The 24486-nt window shown below is 43.5% G+C and carries 20 protein-coding genes and 1 tRNA gene; 11 read left to right on the top strand and 10 right to left on the bottom strand.

The annotated features are described in order from the left end of the window. Positions 1-90 precede the first annotated feature (90 nt). The 6 genes from GFS24_RS27975 (at position 91) to GFS24_RS29305 (ending at position 5400) form a co-directional block, all read left to right on the top strand. The gene (locus GFS24_RS27975) at positions 91-2001 is read left to right on the top strand and encodes a TonB-dependent siderophore receptor (protein ID WP_153665654.1); all 1911 of its coding nucleotides are present in this window, start codon (positions 91-93) and stop codon (positions 1999-2001) included. Positions 2002-2023: 22 nt separating this feature from the next. Continuing rightward, positions 2024-2623 carry a DUF6580 family putative transport protein gene (locus GFS24_RS27980; protein WP_153665656.1) on the top strand — a complete coding sequence of 200 codons (600 nt, stop codon included), beginning with the start codon at positions 2024-2026 and terminating at the stop codon, positions 2621-2623. Positions 2624-2671: 48 nt separating this feature from the next. Then, the gene (locus tag GFS24_RS27985) at positions 2672-3601 is read left to right on the top strand and encodes an ABC transporter substrate-binding protein (protein ID WP_153665658.1); all 930 of its coding nucleotides are present in this window, start codon (positions 2672-2674) and stop codon (positions 3599-3601) included. 26 nt (positions 3602-3627) lie between these two features. Next, positions 3628-4188 (top strand): alpha-ribazole phosphatase, encoded by a 561-nt coding sequence (cobC, locus tag GFS24_RS27990; RefSeq protein ID WP_153665660.1) that lies wholly within the window; start codon positions 3628-3630, stop codon positions 4186-4188. A 220-nt stretch (positions 4189-4408) separates the two neighbouring features. Then, positions 4409-5224 carry a Fic family protein gene (locus GFS24_RS27995; protein ID WP_253906617.1) on the top strand — a complete coding sequence of 272 codons (816 nt, stop codon included), beginning with the start codon at positions 4409-4411 and terminating at the stop codon, positions 5222-5224. Further along, the gene (locus tag GFS24_RS29305; RefSeq protein WP_253906619.1) at positions 5218-5400 is read left to right on the top strand and encodes a hypothetical protein; all 183 of its coding nucleotides are present in this window, start codon (positions 5218-5220) and stop codon (positions 5398-5400) included. The genes GFS24_RS27995 and GFS24_RS29305 overlap by 7 nt, the downstream gene beginning before the upstream one ends. Before the next feature lie 48 nt (positions 5401-5448). Here the strand turns inward: GFS24_RS29305 and GFS24_RS28000 are convergent, their stop codons facing one another. Both GFS24_RS28000 and GFS24_RS28005 read right to left on the bottom strand, forming a co-directional pair. Beyond that, positions 5449-7032 (bottom strand): SusD/RagB family nutrient-binding outer membrane lipoprotein, encoded by a 1584-nt coding sequence (locus GFS24_RS28000; protein ID WP_153665662.1) that lies wholly within the window; start codon positions 7030-7032, stop codon positions 5449-5451. Between the two features lie 11 nt (positions 7033-7043). Continuing rightward, positions 7044-10250 (bottom strand): SusC/RagA family TonB-linked outer membrane protein, encoded by a 3207-nt coding sequence (locus GFS24_RS28005; protein WP_153665664.1) that lies wholly within the window; start codon positions 10248-10250, stop codon positions 7044-7046. A gap of 309 nt (positions 10251-10559) precedes the next feature. Between GFS24_RS28005 and GFS24_RS28010 the strand changes: the two genes are divergently transcribed. After that, on the top strand, positions 10560-11891 hold the full coding sequence (locus GFS24_RS28010; protein WP_153665666.1) for a DUF5690 family protein: 1332 nt from the start codon (positions 10560-10562) through the stop codon (positions 11889-11891). Positions 11892-11896: 5 nt separating this feature from the next. Further along, positions 11897-12997 carry a 2-aminoethylphosphonate--pyruvate transaminase gene (locus GFS24_RS28015; RefSeq protein WP_153665668.1) on the top strand — a complete coding sequence of 367 codons (1101 nt, stop codon included), beginning with the start codon at positions 11897-11899 and terminating at the stop codon, positions 12995-12997. A gap of 429 nt (positions 12998-13426) precedes the next feature. Here GFS24_RS28015 and phnY read toward each other — a convergent pair whose 3' ends face one another. The 3 genes from phnY to GFS24_RS28030 all read right to left on the bottom strand — a co-directional run bounded on the left by phnY (position 13427) and on the right by GFS24_RS28030 (position 16957). Next, positions 13427-14860: a phosphonoacetaldehyde dehydrogenase gene (phnY, locus tag GFS24_RS28020; RefSeq protein WP_153665670.1), complete on the bottom strand. Its 1434-nt coding sequence runs from the start codon at positions 14858-14860 to the stop codon at positions 13427-13429. An 8-nt stretch (positions 14861-14868) separates the two neighbouring features. Further along, positions 14869-16113 carry a phosphonoacetate hydrolase gene (gene phnA, locus GFS24_RS28025; protein ID WP_153665672.1) on the bottom strand — a complete coding sequence of 415 codons (1245 nt, stop codon included), beginning with the start codon at positions 16111-16113 and terminating at the stop codon, positions 14869-14871. A 259-nt stretch (positions 16114-16372) separates the two neighbouring features. After that, the gene (locus GFS24_RS28030; protein WP_153665674.1) at positions 16373-16957 is read right to left on the bottom strand and encodes a helix-turn-helix domain-containing protein; all 585 of its coding nucleotides are present in this window, start codon (positions 16955-16957) and stop codon (positions 16373-16375) included. Positions 16958-17068: 111 nt separating this feature from the next. Here GFS24_RS28030 and GFS24_RS28035 point away from each other — a divergent pair, with 111 nt between their 5' ends. Next, entirely contained in the window at positions 17069-17638 is a 570-nt protein-coding gene (locus tag GFS24_RS28035) for a MarC family protein (protein WP_153665676.1), read from the top strand. A gap of 43 nt (positions 17639-17681) precedes the next feature. Beyond that, a tRNA-Arg gene (locus tag GFS24_RS28040) sits at positions 17682-17753 on the top strand. A gap of 60 nt (positions 17754-17813) precedes the next feature. On the opposite strand, the gene GFS24_RS28045 is transcribed toward GFS24_RS28040, so the two are convergent. The 5 genes from GFS24_RS28045 to GFS24_RS28065 all read right to left on the bottom strand — a co-directional run bounded on the left by GFS24_RS28045 (position 17814) and on the right by GFS24_RS28065 (position 23127). Then, complete coding sequence (locus GFS24_RS28045) at positions 17814-18644, bottom strand: toll/interleukin-1 receptor domain-containing protein (protein WP_153665678.1); 831 nt, start codon at positions 18642-18644, stop codon at positions 17814-17816. A 22-nt stretch (positions 18645-18666) separates the two neighbouring features. Then, complete coding sequence (locus GFS24_RS28050) at positions 18667-20928, bottom strand: DUF262 domain-containing protein (protein ID WP_173003224.1); 2262 nt, start codon at positions 20926-20928, stop codon at positions 18667-18669. Between the two features lie 60 nt (positions 20929-20988). After that, complete coding sequence (locus GFS24_RS28055) at positions 20989-21888, bottom strand: RNA polymerase sigma factor (protein ID WP_173003225.1); 900 nt, start codon at positions 21886-21888, stop codon at positions 20989-20991. A 283-nt stretch (positions 21889-22171) separates the two neighbouring features. Further along, complete coding sequence (locus GFS24_RS28060; protein WP_173003226.1) at positions 22172-22765, bottom strand: hypothetical protein; 594 nt, start codon at positions 22763-22765, stop codon at positions 22172-22174. A 5-nt stretch (positions 22766-22770) separates the two neighbouring features. Further along, positions 22771-23127 (bottom strand): hypothetical protein, encoded by a 357-nt coding sequence (locus GFS24_RS28065; RefSeq protein ID WP_153665686.1) that lies wholly within the window; start codon positions 23125-23127, stop codon positions 22771-22773. A 438-nt stretch (positions 23128-23565) separates the two neighbouring features. Between GFS24_RS28065 and GFS24_RS28070 the strand changes: the two genes are divergently transcribed. Continuing rightward, positions 23566-24099: a hypothetical protein gene (locus tag GFS24_RS28070; protein WP_153665688.1), complete on the top strand. Its 534-nt coding sequence runs from the start codon at positions 23566-23568 to the stop codon at positions 24097-24099. The last annotated feature ends 387 nt before the right edge of the window (positions 24100-24486 follow it).

Consider the following 24486-nt stretch of genomic DNA (forward strand, 5'->3'; position numbering starts at 1 on the left):
GCTTTCGGGTGAAAAGCGGAGGGTGTAATTGCCTGTAGGAGGCATTCTATACTTTTCAACATCTCCCTTGCGTGTAATTAAATTAATTACATGAAAAAGAACATCTACACACTACTGGGTCTGCTGGCAATCGGCCAGGCTGGCTTGGCACAAGATTCAACACATGTTTCACAACTGAACACAGTTGTGGTAACCGCTACAAAATTCGCTAAAAAACAAAGTGAAACCGGAAAGGTGCTCACGGTTATTAGCCGTCAACAAATTGAAAGGAACATCGGCCGCTCTGTAAGTGATGTGCTGAATGAACAAGCCGGCATCGTTATTAACGGTGTAGGTTCCAACCCCGGCAAGAACAAAGAATTGTACTTCCGCGGCGCCACCTCTCAATACACCACTATCTTATTGGATGGTATTCCCGCAGCAGATGCTACCGGCCTTACCGGTAATTCCATCGACCTCCGTTTTATGCCGGTAGACCTGATCGAAAGGATTGAGATCCTCCGTGGTACACAATCCACCCTGTATGGTGCAGATGCTATTGCAGGGGTGATCAACATCATCACCAAAAAAGGCGGCGAAAAACCAGTGACCGGTTTTGGCAACCTTACCCTGGGCAGCAACAGCAGCCTGAAAGGAACACTGGGTCTCCGTGGTCAAAAAGAAAATGTTGATTATAATGTAAGCTTCACCCATTTTGAAACAGATGGTATCTCTGAAGCCGCTCCGTTTGACACGGTTACCAATCCGCAATTCGACAAAGACGGTTACAAACAGAATTCGGTGTTGGTGAACTTCGGCATTCAGGCTACAGAACACCTGAAACTGCAACCCTTCTTCATGTATTCTGATTATAAAAGCAAATACGACGGCGGCACGTTTGAAGATAATCTGAAGAACAACAACAAATCTGATCTCATCAATACCGGTATCCGTGGTATCTACGACCTGAATGGTAAAGGAGAAGTACATGCCAATTTCGGTTACCAGAAAGTAACACGGGTGGATGATGGTTCCTATAGCCTGCTGTCATTAGATGGCCGCTCTTATTTTGGCGAGTTGTATGGTCACTATAATCTCAATAGCTGGTTACAGGTATTGGCAGGTGTAGAGTACCGCAAAGCTGAACTCACAGACACCTCTAATTTCCTTGTCAACAAGTTTACGCCCCGCAGCCAGTATAACACCAGCCCTTATGTATCTGTGTTCATCAAAAACCTGCATGGTTTTAGCTTTGAAGCAGGCGGTCGTTATACCTTACATTCCAAATTCGGTAACAACTTCACGTATAGCCTCAATCCTTCTTACCTGATTGCAGATAAGGTGAAACTGTTCGTGAACCTTTCTTCCGGATTCAAAGCGCCTACTTTAACCGCGCTGTATACTTCTTATGGAGATGAGAACCTGAAACCGGAAAAAGCCACCAGCTATGAAGCAGGCTTCCAGACTTTCCTCGTGAAAGACAAACTGGACCTTCGCGTAGTAGGTTTCAAACGGGATATAAAAGATGTGATCACCTATATCACTGCACGCAACAAGTATGCAAACTATAACAAGCAGAATGATAAAGGACTGGAAGTAGAACTCGCTGTACACCCTGTAAAAGGACTGGACATTAAAGTATTCTATGCCTACGTAGAAGGCCAGGTAACTACACAGGCCGGTACAAAGGACACTACTTATAATAACCTCGTTCGCCGTCCAAATCACAGTGGTGGACTGAACATTGGTTACCAGGTATTGCCTAAATTATTTGTAAGCACTAACATCCGCCAGGTAGGTACCAGGAACGATCTGTACTTCCCGCCATGGCCGGAGCCTTCTCAGAACCTCGAACTGAAAGCTTACACCATCTGGGATATGTATGCAGAATATCGTTTCTCTGATAAAGCCCGTTTGTTCTTCAATGCAAATAATATCACCAATAATAAAAAATATTGGGAAATTTACGGATATTCCGTGCAAGGCTTTAACATGCAGACCGGCATATCATTCAGTTTGTAATATTTAAATAAAGAAACCCGTCATGTCAATTAAAAATTTGCAGCCCCGCTTTTTTGTGCTGCTGTTATTCATCATCGTAGCTGGTGTTCTGCGGATCACTGCAGCAGGGCATATCACACCCTATTCCAATTTCTCTCCCGTAGGTGCTATGGCCTTATTTGGCGGCGCCTATTTTGCAGATAAATGGAAAAGTTATGTGTTCCCCTTACTCTGCATCTTCCTGAGTGATGTGATCATGAACCTCACTATCTATGATGCATACGTTACCGGCATCATGTACGATGGATGGATCTGGACGTACTTTGGTTTTGCTGCCATGGTACTCTCCGGTCAGCTGCTCATCAAAAAAGTACGGATAACAAATATCGTGGTGGCCAGTGTGGTATCTGCAGTAGCATTCTGGCTGCTGTCCGATTTCGGCACATGGCTGAGCCCTGTGAATATTGACATGACCACCGGTACGCAGTTCACAAAAGACTTTACAGGTCTGGTGAAATGTTACATACAAGGCGCCAGCACTATTAAGAATACCCTACTGAGTAACCTGGTATACAGTGCCATCTTCTTCGGCTTATTTGAGCTGATGCAAAGCAAGATCCCTGCACTGTCTATCTCCAAATAATCATTGGGCTGGCCATATATATGGTCAGCCCTTTTAAAAACATAAACAATGGTCGCCTGTTCCTTCCTCCCTGCTGCAACACAAATGATCTATGACATGGGCCTGCAACACCTGTTGCATGGTGTTACGTTTGAATGTCCGCCAATAGCGCTGGCAGAAAAACAACGTGTTGTGCGATATGTACTGGAAGGAAATACTTATACCAGTGAGGAAATAGACCGCATCTTTTCTGCGTCCAAAGCGCAGGGCAAGAGTTTGTATTATGTGGATGATAATGTATTAGCTTCCATTGCACCGGATGTGATCTTCACACAGGATGTATGTGAAGTGTGCCAGATAGACACACATTGCACGCAACAGGCCGTATATAAATTACCTAAAATGCCTGAGCTGGTAAGCCTCAGTCCCAATAACCTCCAGGACGTTTTCAATTGTGCCATCACCATTGGTAAAGCATTGGGAGAAGAAGAAGCTGCTTACCGTTACCTCGCCCGTTTGCAAAAACAATTAGACGAAACCGTAGATACCCTCCGTGCCCACCGTGCTCCTTTACGCCGTGTGATGATCATGGAATGGATGGCCCCCGTTTACAACTGTGGTCACTGGATCCCTTACCAGGTAGCTTATGCAGGTGGTGTAGACATGTTATCCAACCCCGCCGGCGATTCCATCGTTACACCCTGGGAAAAGATCCTGCGCTATGATCCAGAAGTACTCGTAATCGCCCCCTGTGGTTTTCTAACAGATCGTTCCGCAGAAGAATTACATCTCGTTACCCGCGTACCCGGCTGGGATAATTTACAAGCCGTTCGCAACGGAAATGTATTCTTAGCAGATTACGATCTCTTCACACAACCGAGCGCCAGCACATTGGTAGATGGCATCACCGTACTCTCTCATCTTTTCCATCCGGAGATTTTTGAAGTACCCGCACGTCTGCAATCCAAATTCAGAACGCTCGATCTCCAGACCGCCTGAGAAAAGAGTCGTACATTTGCGCCGGAATGATAGATATTTTCTTAATACGGCACACCACGCCAGATGTGGAATACGGCACCTGCTACGGATTTACAGACCTTGACCTGGCTAACACTTTCCCTACAGAAGCCGCCCGCGTGCAGGACATTTTACCGGCAAAAGACCTCACCGTTTTCGCCAGCCCCCTGCAACGTTGCAGCAAACTGGCCGAATTCCTTTTCGGAACTCCCTTTGCAACAGATGAACGTTTAAGAGAAGTAAATTTTGGCGACTGGGAAATGCAAACCTGGACGGACATCGCTATCACCACACCCAAAACCTGGATGGCAGATTACCTCCACAACCCCATGCCTAACGGCGAAAGTTATGCCGCCCTCTATGAACGCAGCATAGCCGCTTTCCAGGAAATCCTCAAAACCAAACAGGATACCGCCATTGTTACTCACGGCGGCGTGATCCGATCTATCCTTGCTTACGCCACTAATACTCCCATTGAAGATTCTTACGGGATCAGGGTAGAATATGGCAGGGTAGCGCATTTGAGAGTAAATGAGGAAGGATTTGAGCTGAAGGGCTTGAATTTGTAAAAAGGGCGATGCGTAGAATATGGGGCTAATATCCGCAAAAAAAGCGTAGAAAAAACATCTATTCTCCGCACGATATGCGTAAATCAAGCTGTATCTTCGGGAAGATGAGCATTAGATACATGCACCAAATGCCCCAGTGGCCCGATTTTTATTTTGATTTTCCCAAAACGTACTGGGTTTAGCAAACATACGCTCCCATCAGGGCAAACTATTAGGCCGCATGGAGAGCCTTGGGTTCAATCTCCAAAAAGAGGCAACCCTCAAGAACCTCACATTAGATGTTCTAAAATCCAGCGAAATAGAAGGCGAGGTGCTTAACCATGCACAGGTACGTTCTTCCATCGCACGAAGATTGGGGATGGATATTGCAGGCCTCGTTCCCTCTGACCGGAATGTGGAAGGGATTGTTGATATGCTAATAGATGCCACCCAAAATTATACAGAACCATTAACAGCTGAACGCCTGTTCCGCTGGCATACGGCACTATTTCCTGCAAATAAATACAAAATGACTATTGGGGCATGGCGAACAAATACAAAAAATGACCCTATGCAGGTTGTATCAGGCCCCATGGGCAATGAAACAGTTCACTATCAGGCGCCGGATTCAGATAGATTGGATACTGAAATGCAAAAGTTCCTGGATTGGTTTAATGCAACCGATGAAATGTTAGATCCTGTGATAAAAGCCGCAATGGCACACTTGTGGTTTGTTGCCATCTATCCTTTTGATGATGGCAATGGCCGTATTGGCCGCGCCATTGCAGATATGCAGCTGGCCCGCGCAGATGAAACCCCATACAGATTCTACAGCATGTCTGCACAGATCAGGGCTGAAAGGAATGATTATTATGATATCCTGCAAAAAACGGAACAAAGCGAACTCGATCTCACTGGCTGGCTGGCCTGGTTCCTGCAATGTTTAGACCGTTCTATATCTGCTGCAGATAATACACTGGCGTTGATAATAAAGAAGAAAAAATCTGGGATACTTTTGCAAGAGAGTCGCTTAACGAACGTCAGAAATATATGCTGAACAAATTACTGGATGATTTCGAAGGAAAACTTACTTCATCCAAATGGGCTAAGATGACAAAATGCTCGCAAGACACGGCCATCAGAGATATACAGGATCTCGTGACAAAAGATATATTAGAGAAAGAAGCTTCCGGTGGGAGAAGTACAAATTATACCCTTAAAGAATTAAACTAAAAAAGGCTGCTCTATAAAGAGCAGCCCTTTCCCGATTTAGATCTGTTATTATTTTATCATCCACATCTTCGCATTAATATCATCCACCGCAGAACCAAACTGCTTCTGTACCGCATCTTTCCAATGCTGTTCATTAGAAGCACGATGGCTATCCGGATATTTAAACCGCATAGGTATCACCCCATTATTTCCAGTCCCTGCACCTGTACTGAAAACCGGCACACCCGTTCTCCTCCAGTTCAGGTAAGCTTCAAAATCTGAACCCTGAAAAAATGCGAGGTACTTTTGTGTCAGGATCTGTTCCAGGCCAGTAGCATTATCACCAGCATACTTCACAGACGGCTGCTGATAATATACACCTTCAAAATTAAACGGAATAGTATAGTTAGTGCCGCTATAAGCCTTGATCACATTACCCGGCGCATCAACCGGTACGCCATAAAATGACAGTGATGCACGGATACCTTTTTTATACCAATCCTCTGCACTGCCGGTGATCCATTTACGGTTGATCGCTTCTGCAATGTTAAAGCACATTTCAGGATAGCCAATATACACCTGCGGCTCCGGAGAATACCCGGAATAATAACGGCTGCGGCTACGTAAAGAGTAAGCAGCATTCACCACATCCGCCATTTTAGAAGACATATCATCCAAACTTTCTCCTGATGGCGCTCCCACATAAGCCGTAATATCAGCCGGTGTTTTACCCCCTTTTAACTGTGCCGTGGCAGGTTCCGCAGTAAGATAAGCACGCGGGTCATTCAGGCTCACCAGTTTATTCAAATAGGTGGCAGACATATTGTAACGTGTAGCATCGTTCCCCAGGTTATCCGGGTTGATGGGATACTTGTTGATGTTGTTGTACACATACTTCATGTTATGCTCAATACCTGTCATCAAAGGATACTTAGCGGGATTGTTCACCACATCCGCAAACTGCTGCCCTACTTTCAATTCCGCATCTGCCGTTTTCAAACTCAGGCTGATCAATACGCGTAAACGTAAAGTGTTCACCGAACGTTGCCAGTCTTCCAGCCGGTTATTAAAATAGAAATCGTTGGATAAGATCTGCCCTACACTCGTATTACTTTTATCAGGGTTCACGATGAGCTGTGTGAGATCTGTGTTCGCCTCATCCAGCCATTTCAGGACCTGGATGAAGATCGCTTTCTGATCATCATACACAGGATACAGGTTATCCTTTCCTTTCAAAGCTTCTGTCATGGGCAGATCGCCTACCATTACCGTCATGCGGTAAAAGAGGAATGCTTTGAAGAATTTGCCTAACGCTGCATAAGGATTCACCGCTGCGCCACCCAAACGTTTCGCTTCTTCTTCCATTTTCAGCACATTGAAGAGCGTATAATAATCGTTGGATTTAGCACCGCCCCAATCGTAACGCTGGTTACCGTAATAGTTGTAATTACAGGCATCGAATTGATTCCAGCGCATCACATCACTCCAGGGAGAATTGATATTGATATTGCTGAGGATACCCGTCAACACCAAACCCGGAGGAACCTGCAGCGGTTTATTGGAATTCATTTCATAATCCGAGAACTGTTTGCTGCAACCTGTGCCCATAAGGCCCAGTATCGCAACGAAGAGGAATATTTTTATCGTTTTCATAATGATATTATTTAGAAGGTAATGTTGAGGTTCACTCCGTAACGGCGGGTAGAAGGTGATTGCAATCCGGAACCGCTTTCGTTACCGGCATACTGGTCAATATCCACATCTTTATTCTCCGCGAAATACAACAGGTTCCTGCCTACCAGGGAAACACTGGCCTGGCGGATGAAAGAGCCGCTCAGGATATGCTGCGGAACAGTATAACCGATCACCACTTCCCTCAGCTTCATGAAAGTTTTACTGATCATGTTAGCCTCCATGGTATTATAGTAGAAGCTGATGTAATCCTGCAGGAAGGTTTTGGTGGTATTGGGAGCATACACCAGGTCTTTGTAATTAGTGACCCTGCCATCATTATCATACTGAATAGCCGCACCATTACTCACCACCACACCATCTCCTACCCATGATTTCACACCTTTGTAATCATTGAAACGCGCTTCGCCCATTTTACCCAGTACGGTATTAATGTGCCTGCCGCCACGATAGGTTTGTTGCTGAATATAATTATTCATCCTTCCACCCACACGGCCATCAAACTGGAAGCTGAGGGAGAATTGCTGGTAACGGAAAGTATTGTTCACCGCCCATACCCAATCCGGGTTAGCATAACCGAGGAACTGATTAGCTGGTGATTTAATAGGTCTGCCGCTGGCATCATTGATCAGTTTGCCATCTGGTGTTCTTACGAATGTCTGGCCATAGATACCATCTACCCTGTCTCCCGCTTTATAATAAGTGTTCAGTGTATTTACACCGGGATAGAAATCTACATACCGCTCTTTAAACGTAGACCAGTTTATCATTACATCCCAGTTCAAACCAGTTGTATTACGAAGCGGCGCCCCGGTGAGCGAAACTTCCCAACCCTGCTTACGGGTTACCACACCATTCACCAGATACTTTTCAGCACCGGTAGCATCTGTGATCGGGAAATTATAAATACGCGGACCATCCTTGGTCACGAAATAAGTAACTTCCAATCCTAAACGATTTCTGAACATCCGGAGATCCATCCCTGTTTCATAAGCCGTACTGGAGAAGGGTTTCAGATCAGGATTAGCGATCGTTCTGGAATAGATGGCGCCTACTTTGGAATCATACAAAGGACGAACATCATATCCGGCAGAGTTTTCAAAGGAGGGACCGTCGTAAGAAGACTGGTATTCCGTACCATAACCAACCGGGTAGGTGGCTTGTGGTGTTGCGCCGATAGTAGCCATCGTCAAACCACCTTTCACATTCGCATAAGAGCCTCTGAATTTCAACATGTCAATCACTTCCGGCAGTTTCACATAATCAGATACAACGGTACTGAGGGAAATAGAGGGATAGAAATATACGTCGTTGCCTTTGGGGAGCGTAGAGAGTTTATCATACCGGCCGGTTAAAGATAAGGTGGCGTATTTGGAGAAAGAAAGATCCGCATAACCATATCCGCTCAACACCAGCATGTCTGATGTAAAGTTGGTGGACTTTAATGGATTTAATGAATTCGCAAAAGCGTACCATCCTGGCACGTTCAGATAATCAGTAGAAGTGAAACTGGATTTATAGGAGAAAGACCGGGCATTACCACCCACAGAAGCTTTCAGGCTAATGACAGGGGTGAGATTATCATGATAGGTAAGCAATACATCCGTGTTGTTTTCAAACATGGAACGTTTGTCTTCCCGGTAATCACCTAAACCAGCTTCTCTTCCATAAGGATGCGCAGAAAAAGGTAATTTTTCATTCCGCAACATATCATAGGAAGTAACCTGTGAACGGGCCAGCACATCCAGGTGATCTGAGATCTTGTAAGAGAGTTTCATGTACCCGTTCATGTCTGTTTTATAATGCCCGCGTTTCCATTCCATCACCTGGAACCATGGATTCGTGTAACGCTGATATTCTGCGAATACAGATTGAATTCCTTCTTTACCCGGCTGCCAGTAATTACGCATAGCATCTACGTCCCAGTCTGCGCCTGTCCAAATGGAGATGTTATAGATAAGACTGTTTGGACCATAAGCCACATCCGGAAAATTAGGGGTGTACTGGCGGTTATAGTTGAGGTAACCATCCAACCGTAATCTGTCGGACAGATCATAACCGGCGGAAATGTTGAAGTTGGTGATGCTTAATTTACTGTTCGGGATAATGCTCTTTTGCTGAGAGTGCGAAAGCGAGAAACGCAGATCGTAATTTTCACCTCTTGCGGAAACAGAGAGGTTGTTGGTGCTAAGCACACCCGTTTGCAGGAACCTGTTCAGGTTATCTTTTCCGCGTGCAGTCCATGGTGTAGCGGAACGCACACCACTAACCGGATCAACAGGACTATCATACTGCGGAATAAGCTGACCTTCAAATTTAGGGCCCCATACATCATAGTCGCCATCATTGGTACCACCACCGCGGCCATCTTTAAATGCATATTTACCATGGTCGCCAGGGCCGTATTCATCCTGTGTTTTAGGAATGGCCAGGAAACCTTCGTCGAACATCGTGCTGGAATTGAACTCTACAGAAAAACCTCTTTTATCTTTAGAGCCTCTCTTCGTAGTGATCATAATAGCACCATTCAAACCACGGGAGCCATACAAAGCAGAAGCCGTAGCACCTTTCAGTACCGTGTAACTTTCAATGTCGTCCGGAGAAATGTTCCAGGTATCTGAGTTGATGGGCACGCCATCCACTACAAACAACCCGATCTTGCTGCCACGTAACAGCAGTTGCGGCGAAGCCAGTAATTCAGGAGAAGCACCCACAGTAAGACCGGCTATCTTACCCACCAAACCATTGATAGGATTTGGTTCGCGGGCTTTGATGAGATCAGATCCTTTTACTTCCTGCACAGAATAGCCCAGGGCCTTTTTATCTTTTCTGATGCCGAGTGCTGTTACTACTACTTCGCCTAAATTCTTTTTGTCTGTTTGCAGGATAATTGTGATCGCGGATTCTCCATTCGTGGTTATTTCCTGTGTCAGAAAACCGATGGAAGAAACCTGGAGAATTACGCCATTTGCGGCTTTGATGGAAAAAGTGCCCTGCGCGTCTGTAACCGTACCATTATTAGTACCTTTTACTTTCACTGAGGCGCCGGGAACCGGTTGCTGATCTTCGGACAGGATCTTGCCGGAGACCAGTTGTTGCGCCCACGTAATTGTACACGTGAGCAGCAGGGCCAGCATGAGGAGCGCTGCCCTAAAGTTAGGTTGAAAACTGTGTTGCATAGTAGATAGGATTAAGCGATTTAGCAATACAAAGTTGTCCTGTCTATATGACCTAAATGTTAAGCAATACTAAATTAACAGTATAGAAATATTAAAATAATAATTACTTAACATAGGGCATATTTTTACTAATTCTAAACTATCGATCTTCGTCTGGATAATTTAAAGTTGGCCATGAGATGGAGTTTATGGGTTGTCTTAAGAAAATTTCTGTGCTTATCTATTGTAATTTAAGGAATTTTCATAATTTACAAATATTAAACAAAAGATGAGGGCCAGCATTGTAATACTAAACATCGAAAATTGATCATGTTTAAGAAACGGCTACAGGATTCCTCCGGGATCTTCTTTATTGTTTGGTGCTTAATGGCTTCCTTTGGCACTTACTTCTGTATGTATGCATTCCGTAAACCTTTCAATACGGGCTTGTATACAAACCTGGTGTTATTTGGCATCGGCTATAAGACCGTACTGATCATTGCACAGGTGATGGGATATATGGTATCCAAGTTCGTAGGCATCAAAGTGATCTCCGAATTGCAGCCCTCCCGCCGCATTCCGCTGATCATTGGATTGATCCTTTTTGCCGAGGTCTCCTTACTGGGTTTTGGCCTCGTCCCTTATCCCTATAACTTTTTCTTCCTCTTCCTGAATGGTCTGCCGCTGGGCATGGTATGGGGAGTGATCTTTAGTTTCTTAGAAGGCCGCAGGTTTACGGAAATACTAGGCATGGGACTGAGTATCAGCATGATCGCAGCTTCCGGGGTATTGAAAACCACTTACATGGAGATCCAGGAGTTATTTCCTTTTATCTCTGAATTCTGGATGCCCTTCACCATCGGATTACTCTTCCTGCCACTCTTCTGCTTTTTTGTATGGATGCTTTCCATCGTACCGGCACCCAACGAAACAGATAAAATATTAAAGGCAGAGCGGCAGCCCATGAACAACGAAGACAAAAAAACCATCCTCAGAAAATACGGCCCCGGCCTCTTGTGCATTTTATTGAGTTTTTGCATGCTCACCACCCTGCGTGATTTCCGGGATAACTTCGCCGTAGAAATATGGAATGATATTTCCGGCACACATTGGAATAAAGCCGTATTCTCACAAACAGAATTACTCAGCACCCTGATCGTAGTATGCTGCGTGGCGCCTTTATCCCTCATCCGCAGTAATATCCGCGGACTTTGGGCCACACAGGGTTTGATCGCCATCGGTATTCTCACAACTGGTATCAGTACCTTTTTATTTTACCAGGCATGGATCAGTCCTTTCGGCTGGATGTTGTCTTTAGGCACTGGTTTATTTTTAGCTTACATCCCTATTCAGATAGCGCTATTCGAAAGACTGATAGGCTTATTTAAAATGAAAGCCAACGCAGGATTCTTTGTATATGGCTGCGATGCTACCGGTTATCTCGGCAGCGTAGGCCTATTATTATACAGAGAGTTCTTTATGAAAGACCTTCGCTGGAGCAGGGTGTTGATGCAGTTCAGCTATGTGTTATGTTTCACCTGCCTGACATTGATCCTTATATCCGTATTATTCTTTAACCGGAAATACGGGATCAGCAAACTGTTTCAGAAACCAGGTGCAGAGCCGCCTGTGAATATGGAGAACATTACTTTACATCAATAGGATACATGAAGAAGTTATTATTTACACCGGGACCACTATCTACTTCCCGCACCGTAAAAGAGGCAGCCCTGGAAGATATGGGCTCCCGGGATGAAGCGTTCATTGAAACCATTCAGTACATCCGGAATGCTTTACTCAAACTCGGACATGTGTCCAAAGAAGAGGGATACGAAACCGTGATCGTACAAGGTTCTGGTACTTTTGGAATAGAAAGTGTGATCAGCAGTACCATCACCCCTGGTGATCATTTATTGATCCTGAGTAATGGCGCTTATGGAGAACGCATCGTAAAGATGGCCGTCATCCACAAACTGCCACATAGCATATTACAGTTTGAAGAGGATGAGATCACCAGCCCTATAACAGTAGCAGCATTTTTAACGGCTCATCCCGAAATAACCCATGTAGCTTGCATCCACAGCGAAACCACTACCGGTTTATTCAACCCCATAAAAGAGATTGGTGCTTTATGTGCCTCCAACGGTAAAACATTTATTGTAGATGCCATGAGCAGTTTCGGTGGTGTGGAGTTAGATATCAAAGCCTGCAATATTCAGTTCCTTGTTTCGTCTTCCAACAAATGCATAGAAGGCATTCCTGGTTTTGCCTTTGTCATCGCACAAAGGGATGCACTACAAAAAGCAAAAGGCCAGGCACGCAGCCTGAGCCTCGATCTCTATGATCAATGGTATGGGTTGGAAACCAGTGGACAGTTCAGGTTTACACCTCCTACACTGAGTTTGATGGCTTTCCGCCAGGCTTTAAAAGAACTGGAAGAAGAAGGTGGAATTCCTGCCAGGGAAAAAAGGTACCGCACCAATAAATCCGTGCTGGATAGTGGTATGGCCGCGCTAGGGTTTTCACAATACCTAAACCCAACCATACAAGGCCACATCATCACATCTTTCTTATACCCAACACACCCAGCCTTCAACTTCGAAACATTCTATCGCAAACTCAGCGACAGGAATTTCGTGATCTATCCCGGCAAGCTCAGTAAAACCAATGCCTTCCGCATCGGCAATATCGGGCAAATATTTCCGGAAGATGTACAGGCGCTCGTGCAAGCGATTGGAGAGATTTTAAAAGAAGAAAAGATTTCCTAAAAACAACATAGCTTATCATTAAACGCTCCTGATCTCCATCAGGAGCCGCTTTTTGTTTTTTTTATTTAGAGTTAAAGGTCTACTTTTAAAAACCTCCCTGCAAAAAGAAGGCAACCACAAAAAATTACCCGATCCCTCGGGGAGGTAGTATTTCTTTTGTCAAAGAAACCACACTGAAAAAATATAAAATCCCTCCCGATCCATCGGGGGTAGTAGCTTCTTCCCAAAAGAACAACCACCAAAAAAAGAATTAAAACCTCCCGATCCATCGGGAGGCAACGCTAAGCATCAAGCCATTAATAAAACAAACACTACCTGCCCATCGGAAGAAAATGTTTTTTTTCAAAGACAACCACACATGAAAAAAACAAAAAAACCTCCCGATCCATCGGGAGGCTATGCTAAGTTCCATACAATAAAGAGTACCACCTACCAGGGCATAGAAAAAGTCTTCACATAAGTAAAACACTTCATCGCCTCAATCACTCCCTCCTTAATCCCCAATCCAGAATCCTTCACCCCACCAAAAGGAGAATTCTCAATCCGATAACCAGGCACCTCATTAATATTCACCGTCCCCATATGCAAATGCTTCACCGCATGGATCGCCTTTTCCATATCACGCGTAACGATCCCAGAGGAAAGCCCATACACCGTCCCATTCGCCAAAGCAATCGCATCATCCAGATCTTTCACTTTCATAATCGGCGCAAGAGGCCCAAAAGATTCCTGCACCACCATCTGCGCATCCCTCGGAACATCAACGATCACAGTAGGCTCCAGTAAAGCCCCATCCCGACGACCTCCATATAATACCTTCGCACCCTGCACCACCGCTTTCTTCACTACATCTTCCAAATAAACAGCAGAAGCCTCGTCAATGACAGTGCCCACACGGGTAGCCGCATCCGCAGGATCCCCACAGCTATATTCCTTCGTTTTCTCCACGAACCGTTTTACAAATTCATCATGAATACTTTCCTGCACAAGGATCCGTTTCACCGCAGTACAACGCTGCCCGGAATTCCTGTAAGACCCTTCAGCTGCCAATGTAACAGCCAGATCCATATCCGCATCTTCCAAAATGATCAACGGATCATTGCCTCCTAATTCCAGGATCACCTTCTTATACCCGGCCTGCTTAGCGATGTGTTTCCCCACTGCCACACTTCCCGTAAAAGACACCAGCTCTACTCTTGGATCCTGCACTAAAACTTCCGCTACTTCAGCCGTAGGGCCAAGTAATACACTCAGCATATAATGCGGCAACCCTGCTTCATACAGCAGTTCCACTAAACGTATAGCCGTGAGGGGAGTTTTCTCCGAGGGCTTTAAGATCACTGGCGTACCCGTAGCAATAGCCGGAGCAATTTTATGCGCCACCTGGTTCAGCGGATGATTAAATGGCGTAATAGCCACCGCGAGAGATAAGGGCTCCCGGAGTGTAAATATTTTACGCGCTTTGCCTTGCGGAGAAATGTCGCAGGAGAAAACCTGGCCATCATCTTTTAGTGCTTCGATGGCAGCAAAGTGTAATACATCTCTTGCACGCCCCACCTCATAACGGGTTTCACGGAGGCAAAGCCCGGATTCAGACATGATCAGCTGCGCAAATTCCTCTTTCCGTTCTTCCAGCAGCTGACGTGCTTTATCAAGTACGGCAAAACGTTCGTACCTGCTCAGCTTAGGCCCACCTTTCAATCCAGCGAGGATCGCAGCTTCTGTATGCTGCCGGTTCCCCAATGTAACGGTGCCCACTAAACGACCGTCATAAGGGCTTTTTACTTCCAGTAATACATCAGACTGTAAAGGCTCTCCGGCAATGTAGCCGGTTAAAGAAATGACTTCATCTAATACAAGCATAATAAAGTCTAATTATGGTGAGTACCGTTAACGGTGAAATCAAAAACATCAAAATTGCGTGGATCGCCGAGGGCTTTGCTTTTATAAGCAGCCGTCAGCGGATGAGAGATCAGCAAAGGCACCATTTCTTCATAACGGCCACCATGAGAACGCAGCCCACTATCCAAAGCACTGAGATCATGATGCGCCGGCGTGCGACCCACCACTACATCCCTTGCACTCAATACGATCAGATCACCAATGCGATCTTCCGGCTGTTCCAGTAAATGTACTGCGCGGGCTTTGTTATGTACTTCCGTAATACCCGGCTGATCCTGCAACCAGTTGCTGATTGCCGTTTCATCAGCCCCTTCCGGTAAATGTACCGCCACATAAGAACCCAATGCACCATGATGTTTCACGTAAGGGTCCGTAATAGGACAGATCACTCTAAAACCACCACCGAATTTCTCCGTCAGCATCGTTTCTATAAAGAGCACATTGGGAGAACCATCCGGTTTTTGTTTGGCATTCATACCATGATCTGCCGTAGCGCCAATCACTGCGCCCAGCGCAAGCAAGCGGCCCAGCTCATGATCAATGGCTTCGTAGAATGCCAGTGATGGCTCATCTTCAGGAGCGTACGTATGTTGCATATAATCCGTGAGGGAGAGATAGAGAAAATCCCCCAGGCCTTGTTCTATCAATGCCACACCCGCACGCAATACAAAAAGACTTGCATCCGCACTGTAAATAGCCGGGGTGGGGAGGTTTAAAGTTGTTTCCACATTACCGATGCCATGTGTAGCTTCCTGCGCCAGGTTAGCTTTTTCTGCTGAGAAAGCGATGCCAGTCATTTTATGACTGAGAATATCCCGCAGTTTTTCTTTCGCAGTAACCACCGCTACTTTACGACCAGCATTGGCTGCGGCCGCAAGGATCGTTTCTGCACGGAGGTATTCTGAAGAGTTCATCATTACCTCTTCTTTGCGATTTGTATCGTAGAAGAAGTTGCCGCAGATGCCATGCACAGCAGGCGTAACACCCGTAACGATCGATGAGTTGTTTACGTTGGTGAAGGAAGGCAAAGCCCCTCTCACCATACCACGGTAGCCGGCCAGGGTCATTTTTTTGAGGTTGGGCATCCGGTCATGCGCCATGGTGGCATCCAGGTATTCATCAGCGGAGCCATCCAGGCAGATCACAACTACCGGAGAAGCAGGCGGAGTATACGTTTTGCCATTTACAGTAAAAGATCGGGTAGATATTGACATACAAACTTTGTTTATAAATACTAACTGTTTGGATAGTAAAATTAAACAAATTCTCTAATTAGGACTGTTAATTTTTTATGAAACAGGACATAAAATGGGCTGATCAGACTGAAAAAAGCTGAAAAGTGCGACGCAACGGGGGCTGCGTGAGGTTAAACGGCTGGGTTCAAAATTATTCTCGCGCTTAGAAAAAACTGCGCTACAAGTGGAAAGAAGCAGTGTAAGAAAATCCCCCATCTGCCGGCATTACGCCACCAGCCTACTTTTCCGCATCCTGGAAGAAGTACACCACCAGCAGGAGGGCATCATCCTCTCCTACATTAGCGGGTTTGTGACCCAGGCGGCCATCGAAAAAGATAGAATCCCCGGTTTCGAGGATGTGCTTTTCATTATTGATGAGATATTCCACGGTGCCTTTGATCACATACTTGTATTCATAAGCGTCCGTTTTCACGATCTGACTGCGTTTGGCGCCCTGCTTCAATTCCAGCAACACGATATCGGTGGGGCCACCTTTGATATTGCGGGTGAGCACACGTTTGTAGAGGAACCCTTTGGCATTCTCTTTTTCGAAGGCCTGGTATTCATCTTTCCGCTTGATGAGGATCCTGGCGGTTTGCGTTTGCTGATTGATGTCGTTAAAGAACTCGTTCATATCCAGGTTCAGGGCCCGGATAATATTGATCAGTACCAGCAGGGAGGGTACTGTACGGTTGTTCTCGATCTGAGAGATGAGGCCTTTGCTCACGTCTGCTTTATCTGCCAGCTCCTGTACCGTAATGCCTTTGGCTTTGCGCTTTTCCTTGATCTTTGTACTGATCTGGATGATGATATCTTCTTGCATGCCTTTTATTTATTGGGAGGTTCCGTTCTAATCCGCAACAAATTAGATATTTTAGCTTAGCTAACCATCATCCCGGGTAAAGAATACTTTACTTTTGCAAAAATTCAATATATGTTCAGTATCGACCAGATCATTACTGTAGGCTTTACACTCTTCGCTGTGATTGATATCCTTGGCTCTATTCCCATCCTGCTGTCCCTGAAAGAAAAGCTTGGCGAGATCAGCGCCTGGAAAGCCACACTGGCTTCCGGTGTACTGATGGTCGTTTTTCTGCTGATAGGAGAAGCCTTCCTGAAACTCATGAGCGTGGATCTGCAGTCCTTTGCTGTAGCTGGTTCCATCGTGATCTTCATCATAGGACTGGAGATGATCCTGGGCATTGAATTTTTTAAAAGTGATAACGATACGAAGACGGGAAGCCTGGTGCCTATTGCCTTTCCGCTTATTGCCGGATCTGGTACACTCACCACGATCATGTCCCTCAAGGCGGATTTCGGGGATTACAACATCCTGGCGGGGATCCTGGTGAACCTGGTGATCATTTTTGTAGTGCTGAAATCGCTGAACAGGATAGAAAGGATCCTCGGGAAAGCAGGGCTGATGGTAGTGCGGAAGTTTTTCGGGGTGATCCTGCTGGCCATTGCTGTGCGGATCTTCAAAAGCAATATCGGGACTTTGTAATTTCCTTTTAATTAGCTTAGCTTTGCAGACCTTTTAAGGATTTGGCCTCGTCGTACAATGGATAGTACATTAGTCTCCGAAGCTGATGATCCAGGTTCGATTCCTGGCGAGGCTACTATCAAGCATAAAAAAAGTCTTGTAATTGATTTACAAGACTTTTTTATACCCGGATAAATTATTGCTCAATCTTCATTTTCCTGATCACAGCAATTAAATCCTCCATCCATCCTTCAGTATTCACCTTAATATGTTTATAATCCTGTAATAACGGAGGGAATTCAGATATCTCCAGATCGATATTTAGGATAATGAAATTCTTTTTCCCTGAAGCCATCCGGTTGCGAAAGAAGTATTTCATTTCGTCTCCAGCCCATTTAGAGTTTAAGAAATTCCTGGAATAACAGAGCAAACCGATATCAGACTTAGCCAACCCTTCATTTAATTTGTCTGTAATACTATCACCACCGTCAATTTCATATTTATCAAACCAAACCTTTATTTCTTCTTTCTGCAGCTCCTGAAAGATCCTTTCAACTATTGGCTTATCAAACGAAGAGTGGGATAAAAATATCTTGTATTTAAATATACTCTCGTCCTTGCCCCACTTTTGCTCAACGATATTAGCAGAGGCAAATAAAAAAATATCGTTTGGCTTATCAGTCACAATATTAGACACCTGCTCAAATGTACTGAAGGAATAAGAAGAATACCGATTCTTGTTTAACTTGTTAAATATAATATCATCTATACTATAATTAAACAGATAGTTCATTTTCTTTTGTGGATAATGTATGCCAAGCCAGCTATCAAATTCAGTGTCATTTTTCTCAAAAATCACCAGCAATAAAAACTCAAGATTATACGGATTATTGTTAACAAGCAAAGTGATTCCCGTTAACTCCTCATTATTAAACCGTGCAAGTATACTTTTAATGAATTCAAGTTCATCCGTTCTTCTTGCATAGGATAGATTAAAAAGATAAAATTTTGTTGCAATATCAATCATTGTAATAATTTTACTGTTAAGCTTACACTCCTTCCACTACGGATAATGCCCAGGTATCAATAATATAACCTTCTAACTCTTCAGGCGTGCTGGATGTTCTTACTTTTGCGAATATCTTACTGATCCTGCTACGTACCGCAGATTGTTCTTCTTTTATGAACTCAATTGGAATTCCTTTCAATATCAGCCACAACATATAAAAATTCATTGCAGCTCTTGTATTCCCCGTTTGAAGAATAACATCTAACCGCCGGCTCATTGAAAGCTCTGTTGTTTTCCCGGTGGAGCTGGAAATAAGAATTTTTAGTTTTCTTACAAAATCCGTTTCAAAGCTATTGAATGACAGTAAAAGCCCACTCTTAAATGCACGATTCTCCAGTACAAGCTTAATATGTCCCTTACCATTCCCTCCAATCTTCACTACAGGATGATGCCGCGATTTACAGATCTTCAATACCTCTCTTATACTTTTCATTTCCATCATATCTGGCGGTATCATATAGTTCAGATAACACAAGCAGGTGATCATCTCCTGATTTTGCATTCGGCGATCAAATTTTCTTAAGCTAAGCCAACTATTGCGCTCATAAATATCCTTTATAGCGCCAATGATATCACTGTCAACATAAGCATTCCAATACTCGAAACTATTTTCTTTAATCGGAAAAGGCTTATGGTTCAACCTTTTGAACAATTCTTCCGGTTTGAAAGTTTTGTTCTCACTTTGCTTGATCTCTATAATATCTATATCATACTCCATTATTCGTTCCTGAAAGAATTGTGAAAGCTGATCAAACCGCTTACCGTCAATTTCAGGCAATAATTCAGATTTAAGTTTTAACGCGAACCTGTTCTTTCTCGAAGGTTTAAATTCTCCATGCTGGTCCCTGTAGGCTTCACCAATAAAACCAATAATTGTCAATAACCGCTGTTGGCCGTCAATCAATTCACAAACTTCATCATCCCGTAAATAAACGGAAATAGGATTGATCTTAACCCCAAGCAAAATGCTTTCAATTAACGCCGATGCCTTCCTGATATCCACTACTTCATCACGCTGATAAGGAGGTCTTAATTCAAATTTACCTCTCTTCATTTTATTGAGTAAATAACCAATCGAACTCGAAGTGGCTACTGCCTTAGTAGGTTGTTCCTCTGTTTGGGCATGGCGCGTCTTCATATACAGGTCCATTTTCTTATTATAATTAATAAGGAACTCATTATCGCTTTTCAAATATTCATCAAAGGAAATATTCAATTGCGATTCAAAGAATGAAGAAATGGAGGCATATCTTTCTTTAACCTGTTGTGAATACATATTTTTATCCAAGGCATAATAATGTATATTTTTCCCAAGGTGCTTAACAAGCCTATCCTGGAAAACAGCGTTACTTATCCGCTCAATGCTCACATTTTCTTTTTCACAAACGGATAGTGCCCAGTACAAACATTCATATACCAATCCATTAGCGTGAACGTTCTCTCCATTTAATAAAGCTTTCATTTTAGTAAGGAAATGGAGTTTCTTTACAAAACCATCAAATAGAGATGGAATATCTTCTCCGTTCTCTTTATCAATTGTTTCATAAGAAAAACAGTCATAATACTTATTTACAATATCATCCCGATCTCTTACAAATCTGTTGATGGGGATATTATGGAGCACAAGGAGCTGTCGGATATGCTGCATCATTGTTTCCAGGTTTCTGCTCCTATGATCAAAGATGTATGTAACCTGTTCATACGTTGATACGTCCTGAGCAAAACACTTCTTAAAATATACATTGATCTTATCCTGCAGGTACTGCGCCTTGAATACTTCTTCTTTATTCAAAGGAGATATCCCCATATTGCTTCTTCTAAAGAACTCCCGTTTTATCCATTCTTCCTTTTCCCGGTCCATATCCTTTTCATTTTTAGGGCTTATCATTATAAACCGGAGTTGGGTATCCAGAATACGATCTTTCAGAGGCTGGTCAAGTTCAGAGTATTTTTTCCCCGCCAGGTTCCATAATTTATCCAGCCCATGTGGATGCAGCCTGAATTCATCCTTCAAAAACCTGTCTATTGTTTCACAGCGTTGCCTCCCATCTATCACTTCCCAGGTATCCTGTACCATATAAACTACAATTGGAGGTATCTCCCCGTGCAACAATATGGATTCAACTAAATAGGTAGCCTTCGAATCAGGCCAAACATAATTCCGTTGATAAGGTGGCTTATAATTTAACTTCCGGGCCGGGCTATCAAATACAGATTGTATGGCTTTCAGGCTGTTGGTCATAACAATGTTCCCGAATAACTCGTTCATTTTATTATTTTTTTAAGTGATTTCAATTAAACATCAGAACTTAAATTTCCTCTTGCTTTTCCCCTCCACTACGCTATTTAGCTTCCTCATAGCTTTATAAAATTGCTGCATTGCTTTCCAAGGTGTTATGTATAACTCCCGGGCGATCTCGTTAAATTCCAATCCCTTTATATACAGGTCGAGTATGGCGACTTGCAGCTTACTTACGTACATTTTATAATTCATTTTCAGTAATGGTGAATTTCTCATGGAGGATTCCGATGCTTTCTTTATCCGGGGAACACTTATCTTCAGATCCTTAATGCTCTGCTTTATTTCCTCAGTCACAAACTGATAAGATTCTCTGATCCTTTCGGCAATCTCCTTAGGTTTAAGTCCACGTCTTACCAGCTCCATTATAATCTTTCTGCTTGGGGGCAAATAAGGGATCGCCTTTTCTATCAATAGATTATTTTCCATCTCATTTGCAGCGATCCTGCGTTGTTCTTCTTCATCCTCTGGATCATAAACAGCTAGATCTGAGTCATCCAAAAAGTCCACCGACAGCATTTTCCTCCGGGCCGTTTTGCTATTACGGCAAGCCCATTCCACGGCTTTTCGGATAGAATTTCTTGCATGTGAAAAGTCTGTAATCTTTTCTCTACGCTCCCACAACCGGGAAATGGCATCATTAACAATGATCTTTGCTTCGGATCTATCCTGGATACTGTAAAAACAAAATCCAAACACTAAGGCATACAGCCGTTCACAAATGATCGTAGAGCTTCTTTGGTTTCCTGCAAGAAAAAGCTGAAAGTGGTAATCTAATTCTTCGGGATCATTAAATTTTTCATAACCTCTGGATGTACCAGCAGGATCAAGTTGGGGCATAATAATAATACGATGAGATAAAATGAATAGCTGACCAAATTGATAACACTCAAAGGTCAGCATGAATAAAATCTAGTGTAAACGGAAATCAGGTACGCATACCTGTATGCAGCCACTCTAAACAAAAAATCTCTATAAGTGCATAAGGGGAACGATTCAGCTGCAAATGTTGTTTCATTATGAAAAGTTATTTAATGGGGGGTTTTATGTAATCAATCGATCACGGCAGCAAATGAAATAATTATTCAATTCTAAAATCGTTATTTTTTAGTTAACAACAGATATAGTTAGGTATCCTTTTAAAAGAATGATATCATTCTAAAGGAAAACAGCATCTGCCAATATTTCACTTTACATCCTGATATTTCTCCAGCTTCATCTCCAGTATATCCTCCCCCATTCGCCCTACGAATAAATAATCTCCTTTGGTAGCTCCTTTCTTTAAACTACTAGAGAAAGGTGTTTTAAATGCCCTCGGATAACGCCACTGTACATGCAAACTATCTGTTGCAGGATCATAACGATACGTGCCGATATACCTGTTATTATAATGATTAAACTCAAGCACAAAATCGTCCTGCCAATCCATATACACCGTAGTAAGCACACTATCTTTTGTACTATGAGCTGCTACCGGAATGCCATTCACCATAAGATGACTAACCTTGTACTTACCCGTAAATTGCGGATGTTTATCCGGATAGGTATACGTAGCCAACAGGATCAGCGGTAGCAATATCACTACTGCTCGCAACAGGTATGTATTCCGGTTGCTAAGTGTTGCCGGCAATGTGCGGAAAAAGAAATTCACCAAGGAAGTCCGGCACTGCATCAGTAGATATATCGCCCCGGTCATTAAAATGATAGCATGTACCAACACACCTATATGCAGCTGATAAAAGAAATCTATCAGAATGATATTTATCAGAATTGGTACCATACAGATCAGACCGAGCAACCGGGTTCTTGGCCACAAGAGCAAATAAGCACTACCCATCTGTGAAATGGCAATGGCACCATATAAGGATAAGATCGCCTGAAATAAGCCCAGGTGAGGGTTTCTCCATCCAGGCTGTTAAAAGGAAGGTCTAACACTCCAAGTGGCACCACCATTTGCAGATGGCAGATCTTCTGCCAGCCAAATGATGCCAGGTCAAAAGCCAGCGCATAAGCAATGAGGGATTGAAAGAAAACGAGGGAATTTCTCTTCCGCCAAACAAAAGCATATCCCAAACAAACCAACAGACATAATGAAGAAATACCCCAGCCATCTGTTGGCAACAGGATTTGCCCCGGGAGCATTGCTGAGATGCGCCAGTGCCAGCAGGAACATACTACCGCAAGTAAGATAATAAGCCGTCATAAAAAGAGAGATGGACAAAATGAGAAATTACATAACCTTTGGGGGCGTTTTTTTTTTAGAAATGACTATTTCAACCTGATGACCAAGCCGTTAGCCTTCACTCACCTGGCATTACAAAAACCCTTAATTGGGTTACTCCCCAGCATAAATTTGCACTCATCCAATTTCTCCAATAACTCATTAGAATATTTCAAAATAAATAAACCGGCCACAAAATAATCTCCATCATCCCCGCTGCTAAATTGATTTTGCTACCATGTCCATCCCCGCCAGACGGGCCTATGCGTATTAATACTTAAATTTTTAACCGGATTACCCCTGCTAACCTCAAAAATGGGTCTTATAATATGAACCATCATTCACCATAACATCCTACAATGAGTGCAACCATCACCCTGGACCTTGGAATTCTGCTGGAAGTAACCTCCAAATGCAAGCAGGATTATGAGAACTGGACCTTCTTTAATGTAAGGGATGCCAACCGTTCAGTGCATTTTGACACCATCGCCAATGATTATTTCCGGCTGCTTTTGGTGGATATGAATAGCATGCTCAGCCTGTCCAGGAACATCAAGATCACCTTTTGGCAGGTTTTCGACCGCCTCGAAGCCGGGAAATATGGAGAAAACAAGATAAGCATTGCCGATATTATCCGCTGGCGGGAAGTACTCCTGGCCAGCTACAAGACCATTGAAAAGATCAAATTACTGCGGGACAAGAAAGTCTATTATGTCAATAATGAGCAAACCTGCGAGATCTTCATCAGCCGTAAAGAAATAGAGGAAGTGTTGCTGAAGATGGAGCACATTGTGCTGGAGATCTGTTATATCCTGGAATATCCTATCACCAGTATCCCTACGGTGGAGGAAAGATCCAATCATACTATTGCTGATGCGTTTAGGCAAATGTAAGATGCATTAATTAACCGCATGTTAAATAACATCTTTTTTACAAAAAAACATCCCTTTACGATAGTATATCCCTCTCGCACACACGAAAATATTTTTTCTCCTGAACACACCCTGCTACACTAATATGTGCGTCTACATTTCACTTTTGTTAATGCTAAGTTAGCATCTATTAATAGTTCGAATTCCATTCACTCTTCTCTCAATATTTCAACTCTTATTAGAAAGGTTTCATTACACGTTGTGAATATTTTCAAGCACATGAAATTATTCCAAACCATGTCTCGGAACGTACCAAAACAATAAATTGAAAAACTCTTTTTTTATGCGGAACCATTCTTTATTATTCAAACCATTAAACCGTAATCATTATTGACACCGTGCGGGCTG

The organism is Chitinophaga sp. SYP-B3965, assembly GCF_009647655.1.
Lineage (GTDB): Bacteria > Bacteroidota > Bacteroidia > Chitinophagales > Chitinophagaceae > Chitinophaga.

Excerpts from the sequence above, each read along its gene's own strand:
- GFS24_RS27975 (WP_153665654.1), top strand. The coding sequence starts at position 91 with ATGAAAAAGAACATCTACACACTACTGGGTCTGCTGGCAATCGGCCAG.
- GFS24_RS27980 (WP_153665656.1), top strand. The coding sequence starts at position 2,024 with ATGTCAATTAAAAATTTGCAGCCCCGCTTTTTTGTGCTGCTGTTATTC.
- GFS24_RS27985 (WP_153665658.1), top strand. The coding sequence starts at position 2,672 with ATGGTCGCCTGTTCCTTCCTCCCTGCTGCAACACAAATGATCTATGAC.
- cobC (WP_153665660.1), top strand. The coding sequence starts at position 3,628 with ATGATAGATATTTTCTTAATACGGCACACCACGCCAGATGTGGAATAC.
- GFS24_RS27995 (WP_253906617.1), top strand. The coding sequence starts at position 4,409 with ATGGAGAGCCTTGGGTTCAATCTCCAAAAAGAGGCAACCCTCAAGAAC.
- GFS24_RS29305 (WP_253906619.1), top strand. The coding sequence starts at position 5,218 with ATGCTGAACAAATTACTGGATGATTTCGAAGGAAAACTTACTTCATCC.
- GFS24_RS28000 (WP_153665662.1), bottom strand. The coding sequence starts at position 7,032 with ATGAAAACGATAAAAATATTCCTCTTCGTTGCGATACTGGGCCTTATG.
- GFS24_RS28005 (WP_153665664.1), bottom strand. The coding sequence starts at position 10,250 with ATGCAACACAGTTTTCAACCTAACTTTAGGGCAGCGCTCCTCATGCTG.
- GFS24_RS28010 (WP_153665666.1), top strand. The coding sequence starts at position 10,560 with ATGTTTAAGAAACGGCTACAGGATTCCTCCGGGATCTTCTTTATTGTT.
- GFS24_RS28015 (WP_153665668.1), top strand. The coding sequence starts at position 11,897 with ATGAAGAAGTTATTATTTACACCGGGACCACTATCTACTTCCCGCACC.
- phnY (WP_153665670.1), bottom strand. The coding sequence starts at position 14,860 with ATGCTTGTATTAGATGAAGTCATTTCTTTAACCGGCTACATTGCCGGA.
- phnA (WP_153665672.1), bottom strand. The coding sequence starts at position 16,113 with ATGTCAATATCTACCCGATCTTTTACTGTAAATGGCAAAACGTATACT.
- GFS24_RS28030 (WP_153665674.1), bottom strand. The coding sequence starts at position 16,957 with ATGCAAGAAGATATCATCATCCAGATCAGTACAAAGATCAAGGAAAAG.
- GFS24_RS28035 (WP_153665676.1), top strand. The coding sequence starts at position 17,069 with ATGTTCAGTATCGACCAGATCATTACTGTAGGCTTTACACTCTTCGCT.
- GFS24_RS28045 (WP_153665678.1), bottom strand. The coding sequence starts at position 18,644 with ATGATTGATATTGCAACAAAATTTTATCTTTTTAATCTATCCTATGCA.
- GFS24_RS28050 (WP_173003224.1), bottom strand. The coding sequence starts at position 20,928 with ATGACCAACAGCCTGAAAGCCATACAATCTGTATTTGATAGCCCGGCC.
- GFS24_RS28055 (WP_173003225.1), bottom strand. The coding sequence starts at position 21,888 with ATGCTGACCTTTGAGTGTTATCAATTTGGTCAGCTATTCATTTTATCT.
- GFS24_RS28060 (WP_173003226.1), bottom strand. The coding sequence starts at position 22,765 with ATGGTACCAATTCTGATAAATATCATTCTGATAGATTTCTTTTATCAG.
- GFS24_RS28065 (WP_153665686.1), bottom strand. The coding sequence starts at position 23,127 with ATGCTCCCGGGGCAAATCCTGTTGCCAACAGATGGCTGGGGTATTTCT.
- GFS24_RS28070 (WP_153665688.1), top strand. The coding sequence starts at position 23,566 with ATGAGTGCAACCATCACCCTGGACCTTGGAATTCTGCTGGAAGTAACC.